The sequence below is a fragment of the Pseudomonas japonica genome (assembly GCF_013522925.1).
GTDB classification, from domain to species: domain Bacteria; phylum Pseudomonadota; class Gammaproteobacteria; order Pseudomonadales; family Pseudomonadaceae; genus Aquipseudomonas; species Aquipseudomonas japonica_A.
The window spans coordinates 384,298-405,717 of the sequence record NZ_JAAMQU010000001.1 but is presented as its reverse complement, the minus strand read 5'-3'; the positions used below and the strand labels follow the sequence as shown (position 1 = coordinate 405,717).

General features: G+C 61.5%; 20 protein-coding genes. 13 read left to right on the top strand and 7 right to left on the bottom strand.

Annotation, left to right across the window (positions count from 1 at the left end; genetic code table 11):
- Positions 1-23: 23 nt before the first annotated feature.
- A complete protein-coding gene (locus G7016_RS01925; RefSeq protein WP_181111139.1) occupies positions 24-1,448 on the bottom strand; it encodes an aspartate ammonia-lyase in 1,425 nt (474 codons plus the stop codon).
- A 176-nt stretch (positions 1,449-1,624) separates the two neighbouring features.
- On the opposite strand from G7016_RS01925, the gene G7016_RS01920 reads away from it, so the two are divergent.
- Complete coding sequence (locus G7016_RS01920) at positions 1,625-2,530, top strand: LysR substrate-binding domain-containing protein (protein ID WP_181111138.1); 906 nt, start codon at positions 1,625-1,627, stop codon at positions 2,528-2,530.
- A 3-nt stretch (positions 2,531-2,533) separates the two neighbouring features.
- Here the strand turns inward: G7016_RS01920 and G7016_RS01915 are convergent, their stop codons facing one another.
- Positions 2,534-3,067: a hypothetical protein gene (locus G7016_RS01915; RefSeq protein WP_181111137.1), complete on the bottom strand. Its 534-nt coding sequence runs from the start codon at positions 3,065-3,067 to the stop codon at positions 2,534-2,536.
- A 429-nt stretch (positions 3,068-3,496) separates the two neighbouring features.
- Between G7016_RS01915 and purE the strand changes: the two genes are divergently transcribed.
- The 4 genes from purE to G7016_RS01895 all read left to right on the top strand — a co-directional run bounded on the left by purE (position 3,497) and on the right by G7016_RS01895 (position 6,040).
- A complete protein-coding gene (gene purE / locus G7016_RS01910) occupies positions 3,497-3,988 on the top strand; it encodes a 5-(carboxyamino)imidazole ribonucleotide mutase (RefSeq protein ID WP_181111136.1) in 492 nt (163 codons plus the stop codon).
- A 2-nt stretch (positions 3,989-3,990) separates the two neighbouring features.
- Complete coding sequence (locus tag G7016_RS01905) at positions 3,991-5,073, top strand: 5-(carboxyamino)imidazole ribonucleotide synthase (RefSeq protein WP_181111135.1); 1,083 nt, start codon at positions 3,991-3,993, stop codon at positions 5,071-5,073.
- 134 nt (positions 5,074-5,207) lie between these two features.
- Positions 5,208-5,453, top strand: coding sequence for a GlsB/YeaQ/YmgE family stress response membrane protein (locus G7016_RS01900; RefSeq protein ID WP_181111134.1), 246 nt, complete (start codon positions 5,208-5,210; stop codon positions 5,451-5,453).
- A gap of 53 nt (positions 5,454-5,506) precedes the next feature.
- Complete coding sequence (locus tag G7016_RS01895) at positions 5,507-6,040, top strand: DUF3299 domain-containing protein (RefSeq protein ID WP_181111133.1); 534 nt, start codon at positions 5,507-5,509, stop codon at positions 6,038-6,040.
- A 36-nt stretch (positions 6,041-6,076) separates the two neighbouring features.
- Here the strand turns inward: G7016_RS01895 and G7016_RS01890 are convergent, their stop codons facing one another.
- Together G7016_RS01890 and G7016_RS01885 are read right to left on the bottom strand one after the other, a co-directional pair.
- Positions 6,077-6,976: a D-hexose-6-phosphate mutarotase gene (locus G7016_RS01890; RefSeq protein WP_181111132.1), complete on the bottom strand. Its 900-nt coding sequence runs from the start codon at positions 6,974-6,976 to the stop codon at positions 6,077-6,079.
- Between the two features lie 55 nt (positions 6,977-7,031).
- Entirely contained in the window at positions 7,032-7,433 is a 402-nt protein-coding gene (locus G7016_RS01885; protein ID WP_008366910.1) for an acyl-CoA thioesterase, read from the bottom strand.
- A 208-nt stretch (positions 7,434-7,641) separates the two neighbouring features.
- On the opposite strand from G7016_RS01885, the gene G7016_RS01880 reads away from it, so the two are divergent.
- The 8 genes from G7016_RS01880 (at position 7,642) to G7016_RS01845 (ending at position 17,836) form a co-directional block, all read left to right on the top strand.
- Complete coding sequence (locus G7016_RS01880; protein ID WP_181111131.1) at positions 7,642-8,931, top strand: MFS transporter; 1,290 nt, start codon at positions 7,642-7,644, stop codon at positions 8,929-8,931.
- A 147-nt stretch (positions 8,932-9,078) separates the two neighbouring features.
- A complete protein-coding gene (locus G7016_RS01875) occupies positions 9,079-10,080 on the top strand; it encodes a PstS family phosphate ABC transporter substrate-binding protein (RefSeq protein ID WP_181111289.1) in 1,002 nt (333 codons plus the stop codon).
- Positions 10,081-10,194: 114 nt separating this feature from the next.
- Positions 10,195-12,465, top strand: coding sequence for an ABC transporter permease subunit (locus tag G7016_RS01870; protein WP_181111130.1), 2,271 nt, complete (start codon positions 10,195-10,197; stop codon positions 12,463-12,465).
- Positions 12,462-14,150: a phosphate ABC transporter permease PstA gene (gene pstA, locus G7016_RS01865; RefSeq protein WP_181111129.1), complete on the top strand. Its 1,689-nt coding sequence runs from the start codon at positions 12,462-12,464 to the stop codon at positions 14,148-14,150. The genes G7016_RS01870 and pstA overlap by 4 nt, the downstream gene beginning before the upstream one ends.
- Positions 14,151-14,202: 52 nt before the next feature.
- Complete coding sequence (pstB, locus tag G7016_RS01860; protein ID WP_181111128.1) at positions 14,203-15,036, top strand: phosphate ABC transporter ATP-binding protein PstB; 834 nt, start codon at positions 14,203-14,205, stop codon at positions 15,034-15,036.
- A gap of 67 nt (positions 15,037-15,103) precedes the next feature.
- Positions 15,104-15,862, top strand: a complete 759-nt coding sequence (phoU, locus tag G7016_RS01855; RefSeq protein WP_181111127.1) for a phosphate signaling complex protein PhoU — start codon at positions 15,104-15,106, stop codon at positions 15,860-15,862.
- 153 nt (positions 15,863-16,015) lie between these two features.
- Positions 16,016-16,927, top strand: coding sequence for a response regulator (locus G7016_RS01850; RefSeq protein ID WP_181111126.1), 912 nt, complete (start codon positions 16,016-16,018; stop codon positions 16,925-16,927).
- A 3-nt stretch (positions 16,928-16,930) separates the two neighbouring features.
- Complete coding sequence (locus tag G7016_RS01845) at positions 16,931-17,836, top strand: peptidoglycan DD-metalloendopeptidase family protein (protein WP_181111125.1); 906 nt, start codon at positions 16,931-16,933, stop codon at positions 17,834-17,836.
- On the opposite strand, the gene G7016_RS01840 is transcribed toward G7016_RS01845, so the two are convergent.
- From G7016_RS01840 to phoB, 3 genes are all read right to left on the bottom strand, one after another.
- On the bottom strand, positions 17,833-19,173 hold the full coding sequence (locus G7016_RS01840) for a hemolysin family protein (RefSeq protein ID WP_181111124.1): 1,341 nt from the start codon (positions 19,171-19,173) through the stop codon (positions 17,833-17,835). The two genes, G7016_RS01845 and G7016_RS01840, sit on opposite strands and share 4 nt — an antisense overlap.
- A gap of 123 nt (positions 19,174-19,296) precedes the next feature.
- Entirely contained in the window at positions 19,297-20,622 is a 1,326-nt protein-coding gene (gene phoR / locus G7016_RS01835) for a phosphate regulon sensor histidine kinase PhoR (protein WP_181111123.1), read from the bottom strand.
- Between the two features lie 32 nt (positions 20,623-20,654).
- Entirely contained in the window at positions 20,655-21,344 is a 690-nt protein-coding gene (gene phoB, locus G7016_RS01830; protein WP_181111122.1) for a phosphate regulon transcriptional regulator PhoB, read from the bottom strand.
- Positions 21,345-21,420: the final 76 nt, after the last annotated feature.

Sequence of the window (21,420 nt, the reverse complement as noted above, 5' to 3'; positions counted from 1 at the left end):
CAGCCTGGTGATGCGGTGTGTAATCAGGCTTTCAGCGGCACCAGCCGCGGCGCGATCATGTTTTCCGGGCGCAGGATGTCGGCGAGCATGGCGTCGTCGAGCAAGGCTTCCTCGCGAACCAGTTCCAGTACACCGCGGCCGGTTTCCAGCGCAATGCGGGCGATACGCGTGGCGTTTTCATAACCGATGTAAGGGTTGAGTGCCGTTACCAGCCCAATCGAGTGCTCCACCAGTTCACGGCAGCGCTGTTCGTTGGCCGTGATGCCCACGACGCAGTGCTCGCGCAGCATGTCCATGGCGCGCTGCAGGGTGCGGATCGAGTCGAAGATCTTGTAGGCGATCAGCGGCTCCATCACGTTGAGCTGCAACTGGCCGCCTTCCGCGGCGATGGTCAGGGCCAGGTCGTTGCCCATGATCTCGAAGGCCACCATGTTCACGGCTTCGGGGATAACCGGGTTGACCTTGCCGGGCATGATGGAGCTGCCGGGCTGACGGGCCGGGAGGTTGATTTCGTTGATGCCGGTGCGTGGGCCGCTGGACAGCAGGCGCAGGTCGTTACAGATCTTCGACAGCTTGACCGCGGTGCGCTTGAGCATGCCCGAGAACAGCACGAACGCGCCCATGTCGGAGGTGGCTTCGATCAGGTCGGCCGCAGGTACCAATGGCTGGCCGCTGATGGTTGCCAGGCGAGCCACCGCGAGGTGCTGATAGCGCGGGTCGGCGTTGATCCCGGTGCCGATGGCGGTACCGCCCAGGTTCACTTCGGTGAGCAGTTCCGGCGCGAGGCTGCGCAGGCGTTGCAGGTCTTCGCCCAAGGTGGTGGCGAACGCTTTGAACTCCTGGCCCAGGGTCATGGGCACAGCGTCCTGCAACTGCGTACGGCCCATCTTCAGCACATGAGCGAACTCCGCGCCTTTTGCGGCGAAGGCCTGGATCAGGCTATCGAGGCTGGCAAGCAGGGCGTCGTGGCCTAGCAGCAGGCCCAGGCGGATGGCCGTGGGGTAGGCGTCGTTGGTCGACTGCGCCATGTTCACGTCGTTGTTGGGGTGCAGGTACTGGTATTCACCCTTCTGCTTGCCCATGGCCTCCAGGCCAATGTTGGCGATCACCTCGTTGGCATTCATGTTGGTAGAGGTGCCGGCGCCGCCCTGGATCATGTCTACCACGAACTGGTCGTGGAAATCGCCGCGGATAATCCGCGCACAGGCTTCGCTGATCGCCGCATGCTTGCTGTTGCTGAGGTGGCCAAGTTCACGGTTGGCGTCGGCGGCAGCCTGCTTGACCATCGCCAGCGCAACGACAAGCTTGGGGTAGTGCGACAGTGGCACGCCGGAAAGCCGGAAGTTGTTGACGGCGCGCAGGGTCTGGATGCCGAAATAAGCATCAGCGGGGACTTCGAGGGTGCCGAGGAGGTCTTTTTCGATGCGCGAAGATGCAGCGGAGGACATGATAGCGGTTAGCTCTGAGTGAACCCGGTAAGCACCGGAATGCTGCTAATACTGCGCTTTGAGGCGATAATGCCGCCAATGCTGTTGCGCGCTGCCCCATGCACAAACGGCATAACGATGGGTGTGACGAATGGTCGCTCCCGAGCGTGTCCCCTTGCTGAACGGAAGGCTCTTTGATGAACCTTGAAACCAAATGGCTTGAAGACCTCAGCGCCCTGGCCGCTACCCGTAGCTTTTCGCAAGCGGCGGAGCGGCGGTTCGTCACCCAGCCGGCATTCAGCCGGCGCATTCGTAGCCTCGAAGCAGCGTTGGGCCTTACCCTGGTTAACCGCGCCAAAACCCCTATCGAGTTGACAGAGGCCGGCCAGCTGTTTCTGGTGACCGCGCGCAATGTGGTTGACCAGGTGGCCGAGGTATTGCGTCACCTTCACCATCTGGAGGGCGGCCCGGGCGAAGTTGTGCAGGTAGCCGCAGCCCACTCGCTCGCGCTGGGCTTCTTTCCAGGCTGGATCGCGCGGCTGCGTAACGAAGGCCTGCCGATGGCTACACGGCTGGTGGCAACCAACGTGGGCGATGCTATCCATGCGCTGCGCGAAGGCGGTTGCGACATCATGCTAGCGTTCTATGACCCTGAAGCGACGTTGCAGATGGACCCGGAGATCTTCCCCTCGCTGCACCTGGGCGCTACGGAAATGCTGCCAGTGTGTTCAGCGGCGGCCGACGGCAGCGCGCTGTACAACCTGGACAGCGGCGCCAGCGTTCCTTTGCTTGCCTATGGGGCTGGCGCTTTCCTCGGGCGGTCAGTGAATGCGTTGCTGCGACAGCGTGGCTTGCGTTACACCACGGTATACGAAACCGCCATGGCGGATAGCCTCAAAGCCATGGCGCTGCAGGGGCTGGGGGTGGCGTGGGTCCCGCGGTTGAGCGTAACTGCAGAGCTCAACCGCGGCGAGTTGGTGGTGTGCGGGGCGCCGCCCTGGCACATTCCACTTGAGATCAGGCTCTATCGTTGCTCACTTGTGCGCAAGGCCAGTGTGCGGTTGCTATGGCGCAAGCTTGAAGCGCCGGGCCAGCGGGGCTAAGCCTCAAGGTGCTACGGACAGATAGGCATTGATGGCCTCTCGATTACGGTCACTGTAGCGATAGCAGTTCGAGCGCAGTGCTTGCCTGTACGGGTGGGTATAGGTTTCGCAGAACCATCCGTTGAACAACACTTCGGCGCCTTCGTGGGTGGCCCCGAACATGTGGCCTAGCTCGTGACCGGCGGCAGCGAAGGTTTTCAGTGAGGCCCAACCCGCGCTATTGCGTATCAGGCCCTCGCCGAGCACTTCGCTTTGTTCCGGACCCTGCGCCGGAATGCTTCCTGGAACCAGTAGCAGGGTCTTGTCCAGCCGGTAGTTCCAGTCGCTGTTGTCTTGCCCCCAAACCTGAGCATTATGGTGAAGTAGCAGATCCCAGAGTGGTTTTCGATCCGCCACACGGTAATCCGCGTTCGAAATACCCGCGACGTTTTCGTTGAGGCGCAGCTCGACTTTACGGCCGCAAAACCTTTCCATTTCCTTTACCCATGGCTTGAGGTACCTGGCCTCCAGATCCTCGCTGCGAGGCAGGTACATCATCGTGCACAGCCACATTCAGACGGATCGGCAGAGCTTGGGCAAAAGCGGCGGGGTTATAGAGCACAAGGCCCGCGAGGGCGCCAAGGGTGCTGGCAGCGTACAGCGTAAATGGTTTTTTGCATGGGATCCTTCCTTCGACAAAGGGCGTCTATGCCCGGGCCCATCTGACCAAAGTGGGCGAAGGTAGCGGGAGGCTGTAGCAGCGACCATTACGTGGGGGATGTTCCTTCCTCACAGTGCGAAACATGCATCGGGCCGTCGGCACAGGGGCGGTCACAATTGCGCCCTTTCGCCGACTGTTGAGGTATACTGCGCGGCCTCTGGCCGGTGGGTGATCCGGCTTTCGACCCAAGTCAAGCCACGCCGCTTTGCCGCGTGGCTTGTTGTTTTCTGTCGCGCCACAGGCGCCCGAAATGAAGAGGCTCGACGATGAGTGCACTGGTTGGCGTGATCATGGGCTCGAAGTCCGATTGGTCCACCCTTAGCCACACCGCCGACATGCTGGAAAAGCTCGGTATCCCCTACGAGGTGAAGGTGGTTTCCGCTCACCGCACGCCCGACCTGCTGTTCCAGTACGCGGACGAAGCCGAAGGGCGAGGCCTGGAAGTGATCATCGCCGGTGCTGGCGGTGCTGCTCATCTGCCAGGCATGTGTGCAGCCAAAACCCACCTCCCGGTGCTGGGCGTGCCGGTTCAGTCGTCGATGCTTTCGGGCGTGGATTCACTGCTGTCCATCGTGCAAATGCCCGCTGGCGTTCCAGTGGCAACGTTGGCCATCGGCAAGGCCGGGGCGATCAACGCCGCGTTGCTGGCTGCTAGCATCCTGGGTGGCAAATACCCGCAATTTCACGATGCGCTGGTGCGCTTCCGCACCGAGCAAACCACGACTGTGCTGGACAACCCGGACCCGCGCGAGGCCTGACCATGAAAATCGGTGTTATCGGTGGCGGCCAGCTGGGCCGGATGCTTGCCTTGGCGGGGGCGCCGCTGGGCATGCGCTTCAGCTTTCTCGATCCGGCGCCTGACGCCTGTGCCGCCGAGCTGGGCGAGCATGTGCTTGCGGGGTATTCCAGCGAGCAGCACCTGCGCCAGTTGGCCGAGGCGGTAGATCTGGTCACTTTCGAGTTCGAAAGCGTTCCGGCAGAAACCGTCGATTTCCTTTCGGGCTTCGTTCCGGTGTATCCCAGTGCTCAAGCCCTGCGCATTGCCCGCGACCGCTGGTTCGAAAAAAGCCTGTTCCGGGAGCTGGGTATACCCACGCCCGATTTCGCCGATATTCAATCCCAGGCGGACCTGGACGCGGCAGTCGCCAGCATCGGCCTGCCTGCGGTATTGAAAACCCGCACCCTGGGCTATGACGGCAAGGGCCAGAAGGTGCTGCGCAGCGCCGCCGATGTGGCGGGCACGTTTGCCGAGCTTGGTAGCGTGCCCTGCCTGCTTGAAGGTTTTGTGCCTTTTAGCGGGGAAGTATCGCTGGTAGCGGTGCGCGCCCGGGACGGTGAAACGCGCTTCTACCCTCTGGCCCACAACACCCACGAAGCGGGCATCCTGAAACTTTCGATTGCCAGCAGCAGCCACCCGTTGCAGGCACTGGCCGAAGACTACGTCGGGCGCGTGCTGGAAAAGCTCGATTACGTGGGTGTGCTTGCCTTCGAGTTCTTCGAAGTGGATGGCGGGCTGAAGGCCAACGAGATTGCGCCTCGGGTGCACAACTCCGGCCATTGGACCATCGAAGGCGCGGAATGCAGCCAGTTCGAGAATCACCTGCGGGCGATTGCCGGCTTGCCATTGGGGTCTACCGCCAAGGTTGGTGAAAGCGCGATGCTCAATTTCATCGGCGAAGTGCCGCCCGTGGAACAGGTGATTGCCATCGACGGTTGCCATCTGCATCACTATGGCAAGGCGTTCAAGCCTGGGCGCAAGGTAGGGCACGCGACTGTTCGCTGCGCTGATGCCGCTGCTCTGCGTCAAGGCATCGCCAACGTGCAGGCCCTTGTCGCCGATTGACTGTAGTGGGGGCCGTACCGGTGCCGTAGCGGGTCCGAAGCGCATACCGAAGCGGAACCTCCGTGGCGCCTCGCCCTCTCATTGCAAGACGCCGGTTGCCACACAGCCGGCCCTGTTACCGAGAGGGATACTTAATGGGCATTATCGGAACCATCGTAATCGGCTTGATCGTTGGCTTGCTGGCGCGCTTTCTGAAACCCGGCAATGACAGCATGGGCTGGATCATGACCATCCTGCTCGGCATTGGCGGTTCGTTGGCTGCCACCTACGGCGGGCAGGCACTGGGCATCTATCAGGCAGGCGAAGGGGCAGGTTTCCTCGGCGCACTGGTTGGCGCGATCATTCTGCTGGTGATCTACGGCATGATCAAAAAGGATTGATCCCTCGGAAACGGGGGCTGAAATTCGCCCCCGTTTCTGGAGACTCATCGTTGATGCGCGTTGTACTGCTTGCCTGCTTGTTGTCGTTCTGCACCCTGGCCTGGGGAGAGCCACCGGAAACGGACTGGTTGGCCCTGATGCCGAAGTCCGACCAGAAAGCCCTGGAGGACATGCCGGAAATCGACCACAACACCCCGGAAGCTTCCGGCTCCTTCACCGGCAAAGGTGGGCTGAAGAACCCCAAGGGGCTGCCCGCGGTGATGTATTCCACCAAGACCGTGCCGGCAATGGATGGCAAGACCATTCGAATCGGTGGTTATCCGGTTCCCTTGGAAACCGATGCCAAGGGCCGCAGCACGCTGTTCTTTCTGGTGCCCTACCCGGGTGCGTGTATCCACGTACCGCCGCCACCGCCCAATCAGTTGATTCTTATCCGCTACCCCAAGGGTTTGAAGTTGAGCGACATCTACACCCCGTTGTGGGCGATCGGTACGCTCAAGATTGAACAGGTGAGCAACGACCTCGCCGACGCCGCCTACGCGATGGACGCCAGCAAGGTGCGGGTAGTAGAAGACAACGATCTGTAGATCCGCACCCCGGAGCCGGGGCGCGGCATTGGAACGTTACAGCGCTTCGCTGGAAATGGTCACTGCCAAGGTATGGGATTCGCCAGGGCCGAGTACCTTGGCATCTGCCATCACGTTGGCCGTTTCGATGCAGAACATGCGCTGCCAGCCGTCGTTGGCCATATCCGGAAGGGCGGCGGCACGCTCGATCCAGGGGTTCCAGATCACCGCGCTCGCCGAACCCTGGGTATCGATCAGGATGCGCCGCTTCCATTCACTGTCGGCGATGGTCAACCGCGGCGGTGTTTGAAGGTAGATGCGGTCGGTCTCGCCAGTCACTTCCAGCCGACCGTTCTGGTTACGGCGCGCCCAGTCTTCGAGGGTTTCGATGTATTCCAGCCCCGCCACTTCTTCCACGGCTACCTGGCGCACATCGCTGACGGCGAAGTAGGTGTGCAAGGCCTGGCTCAGGTGCAGGGGTTCTACCCCAAGGTTGAGCGTGGCAAGTGAAAGCGTCAGGGTGTCGGCCAGCTCGATTTTCAGCTCGAGGCGTGCTGCGTGGGGCCAGCCGGGAAGCTGGCCGTCGGCCTCGGGCAGGGTGAACGTCAGGCTCACCTTGTCACCCTCGATGACTGGCTCGGCCAGGCTCCACTTCAGTGTGCGTACAAGGCCGTGCGCCGTGGCGGGGTCGGTAGCCTCGCGCATGCGCTGGATAGGTTCAGGGTTGCGGGCCAGATTGCCGAACCAGGGCCAACACACCGGCACGCCTGCGCGGATGGCCTTGCCTTGCTTGAAATCGGCGTGGTCATTGAGCCAGATCAGCGGCTGCTCGCCCGTCCGGCCATAACTCAATACCTGCGCGCCTTGCTCGGCCACCAGCAGCTCCGCGTGGGCGGTTTTCACGCGCCAGATATCCAGTTCGCCCTGCTTGAGCTTTTCCAGCGTGGGGGTCGACATATCGCTTCCTCGATACAGTGGGAGTGTGGCGTTGACCGCGCCGCCGGTGGCAAGTTTAACGCCGGGGTGGAACGCTGCGGGTGCGGCCGCTGCCATCGATGGCCACGAACACGAACACCGCCTCGGTTACCTTGCGCCACTCGCTGGACAGCGGGTCGTCGCTCCATACCTCAACCATCATCTGGATCGAGCTACGGCCGATTTCCAGCGTTTGCGTATAGAAGGACAACTGTGCGCCGACGGCTACCGGAACCAGAAAAGCCATGCGGTCGATGGCCACGGTCGCCACACGCCCACCAGCGACCTTGCTGGCCATGGCGGTACCGGCCAGGTCCATCTGGGCCACCAGCCACCCGCCGAATATATCGCCGAAGCCGTTGGTTTCCCGTGGGAGCGCGGTGATCTGCAAGGCGAGGTCGCCTTGCGGAATAGGATCTTCTTGTTCGAGTTCAATCATGCCGGGGGCCTCGGACCCATGACTTCGAAATGATGGCTCATAAAAGGTGACAGCCATTGCGGCCCAGTATATAGAGCCATCTGCTTGTGCATAACCGTTCAAACACAGATATATGTGCTTTATCAAGCAATTTGCTATCTTCCTACACCCGCCGACGCCTGCTCTGGCGGAGCCTGCTGCCGAACGCGATCAATAAGAGAATGCACACATGAGCACCGCGCCATCCAGCGCCGCGCCGTCAACGCGCCCGCTGAACCGTAATGATTACAAGACCTTATCGCTGTCGGCCCTTGGCGGCGCGCTGGAATTCTACGATTTCGTCATTTTCGTGTTCTTCGCGGCGGTGGTGGGAGAGCTGTTTTTCCCCGCCGACATGCCGGAATGGCTGAAACAGGTGCAGTCCTTCGGGATTTTCGCCGCTGGCTACCTTGCCCGCCCATTGGGCGGTATCGTAATGGCGCACTTTGGCGACCTGCTGGGGCGCAAGAAGATGTTCACCCTGAGCATCTTCATGATGGCGGTTCCCACCCTGTGCATGGGCTTGCTGCCCACCTACGCCCAGATCGGCATTGCTGCCCCCGTACTGCTGCTGATATTGCGGGTGATCCAGGGCGCGGCCATTGGCGGTGAGGTACCCGGAGCCTGGGTATTCGTATCCGAGCATGTGCCGGCACGCAACATCGGCTATGCCTGCGGCACCCTTACCTGCGGGCTGACCACAGGTATCCTTCTGGGCTCGCTTGTGGCCACGCTGATCAACAGCTTGTTCGCGCCCGAAGAAGTGGCTGCCTACGCCTGGCGAATTCCATTTATCCTGGGTGGGGTGTTCGGCCTGTTCTCGGTCTACCTTCGCCGCTGGCTGCACGAAACCCCGGTATTCGCCGAGCTGCAGCAGCGCAAAGCGTTGGCGGCCGAGCTTCCCCTGCAAGCGGTGTTGCGTGATCACCGGGGCGCGGTGGTCCTTTCCATGTTGCTGACCTGGATGTTGTCGGCGGCGATCGTGGTGGTAATCCTGATGACCCCCACCTTGCTGCAGAAAATCTACGGCTTCCCGGCAAAGATAGCCTTGCAGGCCAACAGCCTGGCAATCGTGTTCCTGAGCCTGGGCTGCATCCTGGCAGGCACACTGGCCGATCGCTTTGGCGGGGGTAAGGTATTCAGCGTAGGCAGCGTTGCGCTGGGCGTAACGTCCTGGACGCTTTATCACAGCCTGCAGGCTCACCCCGATTGGCTGTTCCCGCTCTATGCCGTAACCGGCCTGTGTGTAGGGGTGATCGGCGCCGTGCCTTATGTCATGGTAAAAGCATTCCCGGCCGTGGTGCGCTTTACCGGCCTGTCGTTCTCCTACAACCTGGCCTATGCAATATTTGGCGGGCTTACGCCCTTGGCTGTCTCGATGATGGTCAAATACAACCCTATGGGCGCTTCGTGGTACGTGGCCGGGCTGTGTGTATTGGGCTTTGTGGTAGGGCTCTATCTGCTCGCCCGCCGGCGATGAACCGAGGACGGCCGCGGGGCAGGGCGGCCGGTCATCAGGCTGTAACAATTGGGAATTACACTCTGCCCTTTGCCTGCAACGGCGGCCTTTGATCGCGTGCGTCCTGCCGCTCGGAGCATTCCTATGATCTTCCCGCGCCTTTCGGTGATGATCTGCCTGTTGGCTGCGCCGTTGGCTGCGCCGTTGGCTGCGGCCTTTGCAGGCGCGGCGGAACCGCCAGCACCTGGCCCCCTCACGGTTGATCCCGGCCTTGCGAACTATGACAAGGCTGCGGGCGTCTCCGGAAACCTCACCAGCGTAGGCTCTGATACGTTGGCAAACCTCATGGCCCTGTGGGCAGAAGCGTTCAGGCGCACTTACCCCAGCGTGAATGTGCAGATTCAGGCGGCGGGTTCTTCGACCGCGCCGCCTGCGCTCACCGAAGGTACCGCCAACCTCGGCCCGATGAGCCGCCGGATGAAAGACGTGGAGCTACAGGCCTTCGAACAGAAATACGGCTACAAACCAACCGCGGTTGCGGTGGCTATCGACGCGTTGGCCGTGTTCGTGCACAAGGACAACCCGATCAAGGGCCTTACGCTGGCCCAGTTGGATGCCATCTTCTCGTCCACTCGCCTATGCGGCGCGCGTGGCGATGCGCGCCGTTGGGGTGATCTCGGCGAAACCGGCACCCTCATGAACCAGCCTCTGCAGCTGTTCGGGCGTAACTCGGTTTCCGGTACGTACGGGTATTTCAAGGAGCGGGCCCTGTGCAAGGGCGATTTCAAACCAGGTGTCAATGAACAGCCGGGGTCGGCATCGGTGGTGCAAGCGATCAGTAGTTCGCTCAACGGCATCGGCTATTCGGGGTTCGGCTATAAAACCGCGAGTGTGCGTACCGTGCCATTGGCCTTGGCAGACGGTGGCCCCTTTGTAGAGGACACTGAAGCCAATGCCATCAACGGAAGCTACCCGCTGGCGCGTTACTTGTACGTGTACGTGAACAAGCCACCCAACCGAGGGTTACCACCGCTGGAAGGGGAGTTCCTGAAGTTGATATTGTCCCAGAGTGGCCAGCAGCTGGTGGCACGGGACGGTTATATCCCCTTGCCTGCGACTGTCGCAGCGCAAGCGTTGGCAAGCGTTGGCTTGGGCGATGGTGCCCACTAACCCACACATTGAGGTAGCGGTGGTCATTATTGCCGTGCAAAGCACGATCAGGCTGTGGCAATGCTGTCACCGTGATGTCACGTTTCTGTCATATATCGCCGCTAGGGTGTGCGGATGAATGATCCGGCTGTAAGCAAGGCAAACCCTGGCACGCCTCCGGCGCGCATCGATTTCAATACGCCAGCCATGCAACGCCATCGCCGGCTGCGTGCGTTCGTCGATCGTTTTACCCGTGGTTACGTCTGGATCGGTGGCCTGGGCGTGCTGGCCGCCATTACCCTGATCTTCTTCTATCTGGCTTATGTCGTTGCGCCCTTGTTCAAAGGCGCCACACTGACCGTGAAGGATCCGCTGACGCCTGCATGGCTGTCCACGGCCGGGCGGCCCGTTCTGCTGACATTGGAAGAGCAGAACCGCGTGGCAATGCGGCTTTCAGAAGAAGGCGCGGCGGTGTTTTTCAGTGCGGTGGATGGCGCCGTGCTTGGGAAGGTGGCGCTGCCCTTGCCGGTGGGTACCCGCATCACCGCAGTCGCCCAGGATCAGCCCGGCAAGGGGTTGGTAGCGGTAGGCCTTTCCAACGGTCAGGCGCTCGTGTTCCGGCACCTGTACCAGACAGCCTGGCCCGAGGATCAAAAAACCATTACCCCTGCGGTGGAATACCCCTATGGGCCCGTGCCCATTACATTGGATGAGCATGCATCGCCTGTGCGGCATATCAGCCTGAGCACAAGCGATACTGGCGCGATGCTCGCCGGCACCGATGGCACTACCTTGGCGGTTTTGTCACTGAGCGAGCAGCCCGGCGGCACACCGATACAAGCGCGCATCCCATTGCCGCAGCTGACCGAATCGGTTCAGGCGATTTACCTCGACCCCGCTCAGCGTTGGTTGTACGTGATCAACGGTCGCGCCTATGCCGATGTCTTCGATTTGCAAAGCCGCACGCTCAATGGCCGCTACAAGCTTCTGGAAAGTGCCGAAGCCAGGATAACCGCCAGTGCTCAGCTGGTAGGGGGCGTATCGCTGCTTATCGGCAGCTCGACTGGCGGCCTGGGGCAGTGGTTCATGACCCGGGGCGCAGACGGGGAGGCCCGCCTGAGCCATATTCGCGACTTTCAACTGGGCAACGCCCCGATCAGTCGTATTCGTACCGAGCAGCGGCGCAAGGGTTTCGTAGCGCTCGATGAAACAGGCCGACTGGGGGTTTTCCATAGCACATCGCACCGTACGCTCCTTGTGCGCCAGGTGGCGCCTGCCAGTGGCGTGCTGGCGCTTTCTCCCCGCGCGAACCGCCTGATGCTCGAAACGAACGGCCAACTCTTCAGGTTCACGCTCGATAATCCGCACCCGGAGGTGTCCTGGAGCGCGCTGTGGGACAAGGTGTGGTACGAGCATTACGACAGCCCCGACTATGTATGGCAATCCACCGCATCGAACTCGGATTTCGAGCCCAAGCTGAGCCTGGCGCCCCTCGCTTTCGGCACCTTCAAGGCTGCGTTCTACGCGATGCTGCTGGCGGCGCCGCTGGCGGTGGCCGCTGCCATTTATACCGCCTACTTCATGGCACCGGCGATGCGCCGCAAGGTCAAGCCGGTGATCGAACTGATGGAGGCCCTGCCCACCGTCATCCTGGGCTTTTTCGCCGGCCTGTTCCTGGCACCGTTTTTGGAAAGTCACCTGCCTGGCGTCTTCAGCCTGCTCCTGATTACCCCGCTGGGGATACTCCTGTTCGGGCTGCTATGGAGCCGGCTGCCGGCCGACGTCAGGCTCAAGGTGCCCGAAGGGTGGGAAAGCGCCTTGCTGATACCGGTGATATTGCTGCTGGGAGGCAGCTCGCTGTACCTCAGCCCCTGGCTTGAGCAGTGCTTGTTCAATGGCGATATGCGGCAGTGGCTGAGCCTGGACCTTGGCATCGACTTCGACCAGCGCAATGCCTTGGTGGTAGGTATCGCCATGGGCTTTGCGGTCATCCCCAACATTTATTCCATTGCCGAAGACGCCGTGTTCAGCGTACCGCGCAGCCTCAGTTTCGGCTCGCTGGCACTGGGCGCCACGCCTTGGCAAACCCTGGTGCGGGTGGTGCTGCTGACCGCCAGCCCCGGGATATTTTCCGCGCTGATGATCGGCATGGGGCGTGCGGTAGGTGAAACCATGATTGTGCTCATGGCCACCGGCAACACGCCCATCATGGACATGAACTTGTTCGAAGGCATGCGCACGCTGGCAGCCAACGTAGCGATCGAGATGCCGGAATCCGAAGTAGGCAGCAGCCACTATCGTGTGTTGTTCCTTGCGGCCCTGGTGCTGTTGCTGTTCACCTTCGTCATGAACACGCTGGCGGAGCTGATCCGCCAGCGGTTGCGCAGGCAGTACTCCTCCCTATGAGCGCGAACACGACGGTACACACAGTTACCCCGATAGGCTGGCTACGCAGCGGCGCGCCAGGCGTGTGGCTCAGCGCTGGGGCGGTTTCTGTGGCAGTCATCATGACCATCGGCTTGCTGGCCTTGATTGCGGTCCGGGGGCTGGGCCACTTCTGGCCTGCCGATATCGTGCAGGCTACCTACGAAGTACCCGGCCAGCCCCCCGTCAGCGTGATGGGGGAAATCGTACAAGAGGAACAGGCGCCTCTACCGCGCCTGCGCGAGGCTGGATTGCCTCTGGCCGAGGGTGGTGCAACCCTGATCACCCGCGTGCTGCTCAAGTCGGGCAACCGGGACCTGGGTGCCAGCGATTTCAATTGGGTGGTGGGGCAGTGGCTGACCCAGCGTACCTATCCCGCCGAGGCGGTGGTGCTGGAACGGCGGGAGTGGGGGAATTTCTACGGCCACCTGCTAAACGTGAAGGAAGGCGGCCGCGTGGTGGCCGAGGGGCCAGAGGCGTGGAGCCAACTGCAATCGCGCCTTGCCAGGGCGGCTGCTATAAGCGAGCAGTTGGAACATATAGAGCAAGGCGACGTCGGCGGGATCAACCATGCGCTGGAGCAGCTACGGCTTGAGGCGCGCAAGCTGGAATTGGACGGGCGCCTGGACGCAGCCAGCCAGGCAGACCTGGCAGCGGAACGCAGTGCACTGACGGCCCGCTACCAAGGCCTGGAAGCGCGCCTTGATGAGCTTCGACGCGCCGTCGCTCGGGACAGCATCACCATGGCCGATGCCCAGGGGCATGAACTCGAGATCAATCTGGGCAATGTGCTCCATGCCTGGCGCCCCAACGCTATGGGCCCCTTGGAAAAAGCCCGGGTGTATGTCGACAAACTGTGGGAATTCCTCAGCACTGGCCCCCGCGAGGCCAATACCGAGGGTGGCGTTTTCCCGGCCATTTTCGGGACGGTGATGATGACCCTGCTGATGGCTGTTGTAGTTACGCCTTTCGGGGTACTCGCCGCGGTTTATCTGCGCGAGTACGCGCGCCAGGGGTGGATGACCCGCTTGATCCGGATTGCTGTGAACAACCTCGCCGGTGTGCCGGCGATTGTCTATGGCGTGTTCGGGCTGGGCTTTTTCGTATATGTGCTCGGTGGCTCGCTGGACCAGTTGTTGTTCCGCGAGGCATTGCCGGCGCCCACGCTGGGCACGCCGGGGCTGCTGTGGGCCTCCTTGACGCTGGCGTTGCTGGCGGTGCCGGTAGTGATCGTCGCCACTGAAGAAGGCCTGGCGCGCATACCTCGCTCCCTGCGGGAGGGTTCGCTGGCGCTGGGCGCCACAAAGGCCGAAACCCTTTGGAAAATTGTGCTTCCCATGGCCAGCCCCGCGATCATGACGGGGTTGATACTGGCGATCGCGCGGGCCGCAGGGGAAGTGGCGCCGTTGATGCTGGTAGGTGTAGTAAAGCTGGCGCCTGCCTTGCCGGTAGACGGCAACTATCCCTACTTGCACCTGGATCAGAAGATCATGCACCTGGGCTTCCACATCTATGACGTGGGGTTCCAGAGCCCGAACATCGAAGCCGCGCGGCCCCTGGTATACGCCACCGCCTTGTTGCTGGTACTGGTGATTGCATTGCTGAACCTGTCGGCCGTGGCGATCCGCAACCATCTGCGAGAAAAATACCGATCGCTCGACACCTGATTCAAGCGCGGCCAGCCCGCTGATGTCCTGTTCACTAGCGTATGGAGCCTGCATGCAGCAACACACACCCGGCCGGGGCCTAGACATGGGCGCCCTGGGCCGCAAGAAGCCGGGCCTCACCGTGGTGCCTGAAGAGGTCGCCATCGACGTCGCCGGGCTCAACCTGTATTACGGGCGTCAGCAGGCCCTGTTCGATGTGGCCTTGAGCATTCCTCAGCGGCGTGTGACTTCCTTCATCGGGCCTTCGGGTTGCGGCAAGTCAACGCTGTTGCGCACGTTCAATCGCATGAACGACCTGGTGGATGATTGCCGGGTGGAAGGCGCGGTCAAGGTGTACGGCGATGATATCTATCGCCGGGGCCTGGATGTCGCCGAACTTCGTCGGCGGGTGGGGATGGTGTTCCAGAAGCCCAACCCCTTCCCCAAGACCATCTACGAGAACGTGGTGTATGGCCTGCGTATCCAGGGCGTGAAGAAGAAGCGCGTGCTCGACGATGCGGTGGAGTGGGCCCTGCGGGGCGCGGCACTGTGGGATGAGGTGAAGGACCGCCTGCATGAGTCGGCGCTGGGCTTGTCAGGTGGCCAACAGCAGCGCCTGGTGATCGCGCGCACCATTGCGGTAGAACCGGCGGTGCTGTTGCTCGACGAACCGTGCTCGGCGCTCGACCCGATTTCCACGCTCAAGGTGGAGGAACTCATCTACGAACTCAAAACCCGGTTCACCATTGTGATCGTGACCCACAACATGCAACAGGCTGCCCGCGTATCGGATTACACCGCATTCATGCACATGGGCAGGCTGGTCGAGTTCGGCGACACCGATCGCATGTTTACCAACCCCAAGAAGAGGCAGACCGAAGACTACATCACCGGTCGCTATGGCTGATCGAGCCGCCGCACCCGTACGCACCCACGCTGTCGCCAACCACCACCGGTATCCAGGAGCCTGACCCATGATTGATAAAATGAGCCTGAATCATCACATTTCACAGCAGTTCAATGCCGAGTTGGAAGAAGTGCGCAGCCACTTGCTGGCCATGGGTGGGCTTGTGGAAAAGCAGGTCAACGATGCCGTCAGCGCGCTCATCGAAGCCGACTCCGGCCTCGCTCAGCAAGTACGTGACCTGGATGATGAAATCAACCAGATGGAGCGCAACATCGACGAGGAATGCCTGCGCATTCTGGCCCGCCGCCAACCTGCAGCCTCGGATCTACGCCTGATCATCAGTATTTCCAAGTCGGTGATCGACCTGGAGCGCATCGGGGATGAGTCCACCAAGATCGCCAGGCGGGCTATTCAGCTGTGCGAGGAAGGCGAGTCGCCTCGTGGCTACGTGGAAGTGCGCCACATTGGCGACCAGGTGTTGAAAATGGTGCGTGACGCGCTGGATGCGTTCGCCCGCTTCGATGCAGACCTGGCGCTGTCCGTGGCGCAGTACGACAAGACCATCGACCGGGAATACAAAACTGCCCTGCGCGAGCTGGTCACCTACATGATGGAAGACCCGCGCTCCATCTCCCGGGTGCTCAATGTGATCTGGGCGCTGCGCTCGCTGGAACGGATTGGTGACCATGCGCGTAATATCGCCGAGCTGGTGATCTACCTGGTTCAGGGCACCGATGTTCGTCACCTTGGGCTCGAACGCATGAAAGAAGAGGTTCGCCGTAACGCCGAACGCGCTAATGTTTCTCCACGGGCTGACGATAAGTAGGTTTGCCCGAGTATCGACGCCCGGCTTCTGCCGGGCGTTTTCGTTCATACTGGCAGCAGATTTTTTGGCGTCCGCCTGGCGGGTGCGAGGTCCGGGTAGGTGTGGCCACGGTGGCGCACGCTATGCTGTCCGGATGAATTTCAGGAGTCCTTAATGGCCAAGGTCAGTGTTCTGGTAGTGGATGACGCGCCTTTCATCCGCGATCTGGTAAAAAAATGTTTGCGCAATGCCTTTCCCGGCATGCAGATCGAGGATGCCGTCAACGGCCGCAAGGCTCAGGCGATGTTGGCCAAGGACCCCTTCGATCTGATCCTTTGCGACTGGGAAATGCCCGAGATGACCGGCCTGGAATTACTCACCTGGTGCCGGGAGCAAGAGAGCACCAAGACAGTTCCTTTCATCATGGTGACCAGCCGGGGTGATAAAGAGAACGTTATCCAGGCGATCCAGGCAGGTGTTTCCGATTATGTCGGCAAGCCGTTCACCAATGAGCAGTTGCTCACCAAGGTAAAGAAAGCCCTTCACCGGGCCGGCAAGCTGGACGCCCTGATGAGCGGCCCCGGGTCGCGTCCGAATGCTTCGGCGTTTGCCAACGATTCGCTGGCGGCGCTTACCAGCAACCGGCCGGAAGGCGCTCCTGCAGCGGCACCGGCCGCCGCTGCAGCAGCCCGGCCAGCGCCCGCAACGGCACCAACCCCGGCGGCACGCCCGGCGGCGGCGTCCGTGGGCGGGCGCGGGCAGGGCCAGCTACGCTTGGCCAATGGCGGGAACATGGCCTGCGTGATCAAGGCCCTCAGCCTCAAGGAGGCCTTGGTGGTGGTCAAGCGTACCGATACGTTGCCCCAGGTGTTGGAGCAAGCGGTGCTCGATCTGGAGCAGGGTGATAACGAAGTGGCCCGGCTCAACGGGTACCTGCACGCCGTTGTCGCCATGGAGCCCAAGCCAGACAGCGAATGGCTGCAGCTTACGTTCCGCTTCGTGGACCAGGATGCGCAAAAGCTGGATTACGTCTCGCGGCTGATTGCCCGCGGCACCGTACAGAAGCACTTCGTACCAGGCGCCTGACCCATGCGAAAAGCGGCACTGGGTTGGCTGCTCTGCGTGCCGCTACTGGGTGCCGTTGGCCAGGTTCACGCCTCGGCGATCTACAAGTTCACCGACGCCAATGGCGTGGTCAATTACACGGATCGCGTTACCCCGGGCGCCAAGCGGCTGGTATTCCAGGACCGCATGGTGGAATCGCTGGCCGCGCAGGTTCGCCTTGATACTCGCCGCGTCGACGGCAAGGTCACCTATGAGGCCCGCAACGACCTGTACGCCCCGGTGCAGGTCGAGCTACGCCTTGGCGCTATTGGCAACGCCGCAGGCACCTTGCCCCGCAGTATTGCCCGGACGGTGCCGCCACGGTCCTCGCTGGTCCTCGCAACCGTTTTACCAGCCAAGGTGGGCAAGCCGATCACGGGGCGCCCGGAATTCCGTTACGCCTTGGGTGACCCTTCGACCAGCCCCCGGGCGTACCGGTACCCCTTCCCATGGCTGGGTGGCCCCTTCCGGATCAGCCAGGGCGCCAACGGGCGCTTCAGCCACACAGGCCCACGCGGGCGCTACGCCATCGACATCGCCATGCCGGAGGGCACGCCCATCGTGGCGGCCCGCGCGGGTACTGTGATCAAGGTAGAGAACAGCCAGGGCGCGGGAGGCGCCGAGGCATCGGGCAATTTCGTGCGGGTGTTGCACGATGACGGCACCATGAGCGTTTACCTGCACCTGATGCAAGGGTCGGTAGTGGTGCGCGAGGGTGACAAGGTCGCCGTAGGCTCGCCGCTGGCACGCTCTGGAAATACCGGCAACAGTACCGGGCCGCACTTGCATTTCGTGGTGCAGCGCAATACCGGCCTGGGCCTGGAGTCCATCCCGTACGAGTTCGACAGGCCATTGCAAAGCCTGCCGAATTTCGCGGTGGGCAACCGTTAAGTCAGCTTCAACACCTTGGCGAGCACGATCTTGGGGCCCTTCATTTTCTTGATGATGATGCGCAGCCCTTCCACCTCGATCACTTCCTCATCCTCCGGTACCCGCTTCAGGCTGTCATACACCAGCCCTGCCAGGGTTTCCGCCTCGATGTGGTCCAGGTCCACGCCCAGCAGCCGCTCGACCTTGAACAGCGGCGTATCGCCACGCACCAGCAGCTTGCCAGGCTGGTACGCCAGCACACCACGCTCTGCCTTGCGGTGCTCGTCCTGGATATCGCCCACCAGAACTTCCAGTACGTCCTCCATGGTGAGGTAACCGATCACTTTGCCGTCCGCTTCCTCTACCAACGCAAAATGCGCGGCGCCGGTACGGAACTGCTCCAGCAGCTCGGCCAGGGGCATGTGCCGCGATACACGCTCCAGCGGCCTTGTGAGTTCGGTGAGGTTGAACGAGGCGGGCACGTGATCCAGCGCCGCCAGTTCCAGCAGCAGGTCCTTGATGTGCAACAGGCCCACGAACTCGCCGCGTTCACTGTCGTACACAGGGTAACGGCTGTATTTGTGCCGCCTGAACGTTGCCAGGATTTCCTTCAGGGGTGCCCCGTGTTCGAGCACGATGAGGTCTTCCCGGGAATTGGCCCAGTCCACTACTTCCAGCTCGCCCATCTCGACGGCGGAGGCCAGAACGCGCATGCCTTGGTCGCTCGGATCCTGGCCACGGCTGGAGTGAAGGATTAGCTTGAGCTCCTCGCGGCTGTAGTGGTGTTCGTGATGGGGCCCGGGCTCACCCTGGCCGGCAATCCTCAGAATGCCGTTGGCGCTGGCGTTCAATAGCCAGATAGCCGGGTACATGGCCCAATAGAACAGATACAGCGGGACGGCTGTCCACAGCGAAAGCAATTCGGGCTTGCGAATGGCCCAGGACTTGGGCGCGAGCTCACCGACCACAATGTGCAGGTACGAGATCACGAAGAACGCGGTAAAGAACGACGCCCCCTTGATAACTTCCGCCGATTGCACGCCTACCGCCGCCAGCAGGGGCTCGAGCAAGTGCGCGAACGCCGGCTCGCCCACCCAGCCGAGGCCAAGCGAGGCGAGGGTGATACCCAACTGACAGGCCGAAAGGTAGGCGTCGAGCTGGCTATGCACCGTGCGCAGGATCTTGCCGCGCCAGCCTTCTCTTTCCGCGATGGATTCGACGCGTGTGGAGCGCAATTTCACCATGGCGAACTCGGCGGCAACGAAGAAACCGTTGAGCAGAACCAGGAATAGCGCGAAGAGGATCATGCCAAAGTCGGCAAAGAGGGTAGACAGCGATAACGCAGGGGAAGGGTCCATTGGGAGACGTGTGAAATCCGTGCTGGTTAGGGGGTAGCGCCATCCAGGGGCGCGAATGAAGCAATTTAGCGAGTAGAAACACGATTGGCCAGTAGCAAACCGTAGCAGGGTTCTTCCAGCTGGTTATGCAAAGGTGCTGTCGGCTGCCGTGGACGGCACCCGCAGTGCCTGCGCAAAGTGGCACGTGAACGTACTGCCCTTGCCCGGAATGCTTGTGATGTCCAGGCTACCCTTGTGGCGAAGCAGTACATGTTTGACGATAGCCAGGCCCAGGCCAGTGCCACCGGTGCTCGAGCTGCGGCTGGAGTCTACGCGATAGAACCGTTCGGTAAGCCGCGAGATATGCTTGGGCTCGATACCGATACCTGAATCCTGCACGCTCAGGTGCAGTCCGGTTTCGTCCTGCCACCAGCGTACATGCACACGGCCGTTATCAGGGGTGTATTTCACGCCATTGAACACAAGGTTCGAGAACGCACTACGCAACTCTGGCTCACTGCCCTTCATCCACAGGTCCGAAGGCGCTTCCAGCGTCACCTGATGATGGCGTTCGCCGGAGAGGGCGGTGGCATCGTTGACAATGCTTTGCAGCATGGCGCGCACATCCACCGGGTAGCTATCGGAGGGGTAGTCCGTGGCTTCGAGCTTGGCCAGCAGCAACAGGTCATTGAGCAGTGTCTGCATGCGGCTGCCTTGCTGCTGCATCTGCTGCAGCGCCCGTAACCACCTCGGGTTCAGGTGTCCGGCATTGTCCAGCAAGGTTTCCAGGTAGCCGGTGATCACTGTCAGCGGCGTGCGCAGTTCGTGGGAGACATTGGCGATGAAGTCCTTGCGCATCTGCTCCAGCTGATGAATGCGGGTCACGTCGCGCACAACCATCAGATGTTCGTTGTTGCCGTAGCGGGTAACCATGAACTGCAGGCGCAGCCGGTCGTTCAGCGGCGACGGCATCTCCAGCGGCTCGGCGTACTGCTCCGCCTCGAAGTATTCCTTGAACCGTGGATGGCGTACCAGGTTGGTGATTGGCTGGCCGCCGTCCTGTGGGGTTTTGAGGCCCAACAATGTATCGGCCGCCGGGTTCCACCATTCGAGGTTGCCGTCACTGTCCAACATGATAACGGCGTCGCGCAAGGCTGCGGTGGACTCCTGAACGCGGTCTATCACACCCTGAAGCCGTGCCCGCGCGCGGCTATCCTTGCGCTGGAGGTTATAGATATTGTCGAACACATCGCCCCATAACCCGTCGCTTTCGGGGGGAGGTTCATCGGGCTGCTGATGGCGCAACCAGTGCTGAAGACGCAGCAGGTGGCGCAGGGTGTTGGCCAGATAGCCGCCCAGGCCTACGGCCAGGCACAGGCCGTAGTGGCCGGTCAGCAGCCCCAGGATCAGGCAGGCGCCAATCAACAGCAGCAAATGGCGCAGAAGAACGCCGTGCCAGTTTCGGTTCAATTAGCGATCAATCCTTTCGCATGCCGAGCGGCTCAGCCCTTGGTGGAAAACCGATACCCCGTTCCGCGCACGGTCTGTACCAGATTCTCGTAGGCCTCGCCCAAGGCTTTGCGCAGCCGGCGGATATGCACGTCCACCGTACGCTCTTCGACATACACGTTCCCGCCCCACACCTGATCAAGCAGCTGGCCGCGGGTGTAGGCGCGCTCCTGGTGAGTCATGAAGAACTGCAACAGGCGGTATTCGGTCGGCCCCATGTCCGCTGGCTTGCCGTCGATGGTCACTCGATGTCCGATAGGGTCGAGCAGCAGGCCACCAACTTCAATGGGCGTTTCACTGTCAGTGGCGCCCGCCCGGCGCAGCACGGCCTTGAGGCGCGCTACCAGTTCACGTGGCGAGAAAGGCTTGGTGATGTAGTCATCCGCTCCTACTTCCAGGCCCTGGATCTTGTTGTCTTCCTCACCCTTGGCGGTGAGCATGATGATGGGCGTAGCGGCGGTCAGTTCGTCCCGCTTGAGCCGACGCGCCAGTTCGATCCCCGAGGTACCTGGAAGCATCCAGTCCAGCAGGATGAGGTCTGGCTTGCGGTCCACGATCACTGCGTGCGCCTGCTGGCTGTTCTCGGCCTCGAGGCAGTCATAGCCGGCCATTTCAAGCGCGACGGCGATCATCTCGCGAATAGGAGCTTCGTCGTCGACGATGAGAATGCTTTTGCCAACCATGGTTTACCCTCGAGCCTGTCCTGGATAGTGCGCTGCATTAGATAACGGAAATATTGCAGTCACATGACAGTCAGTG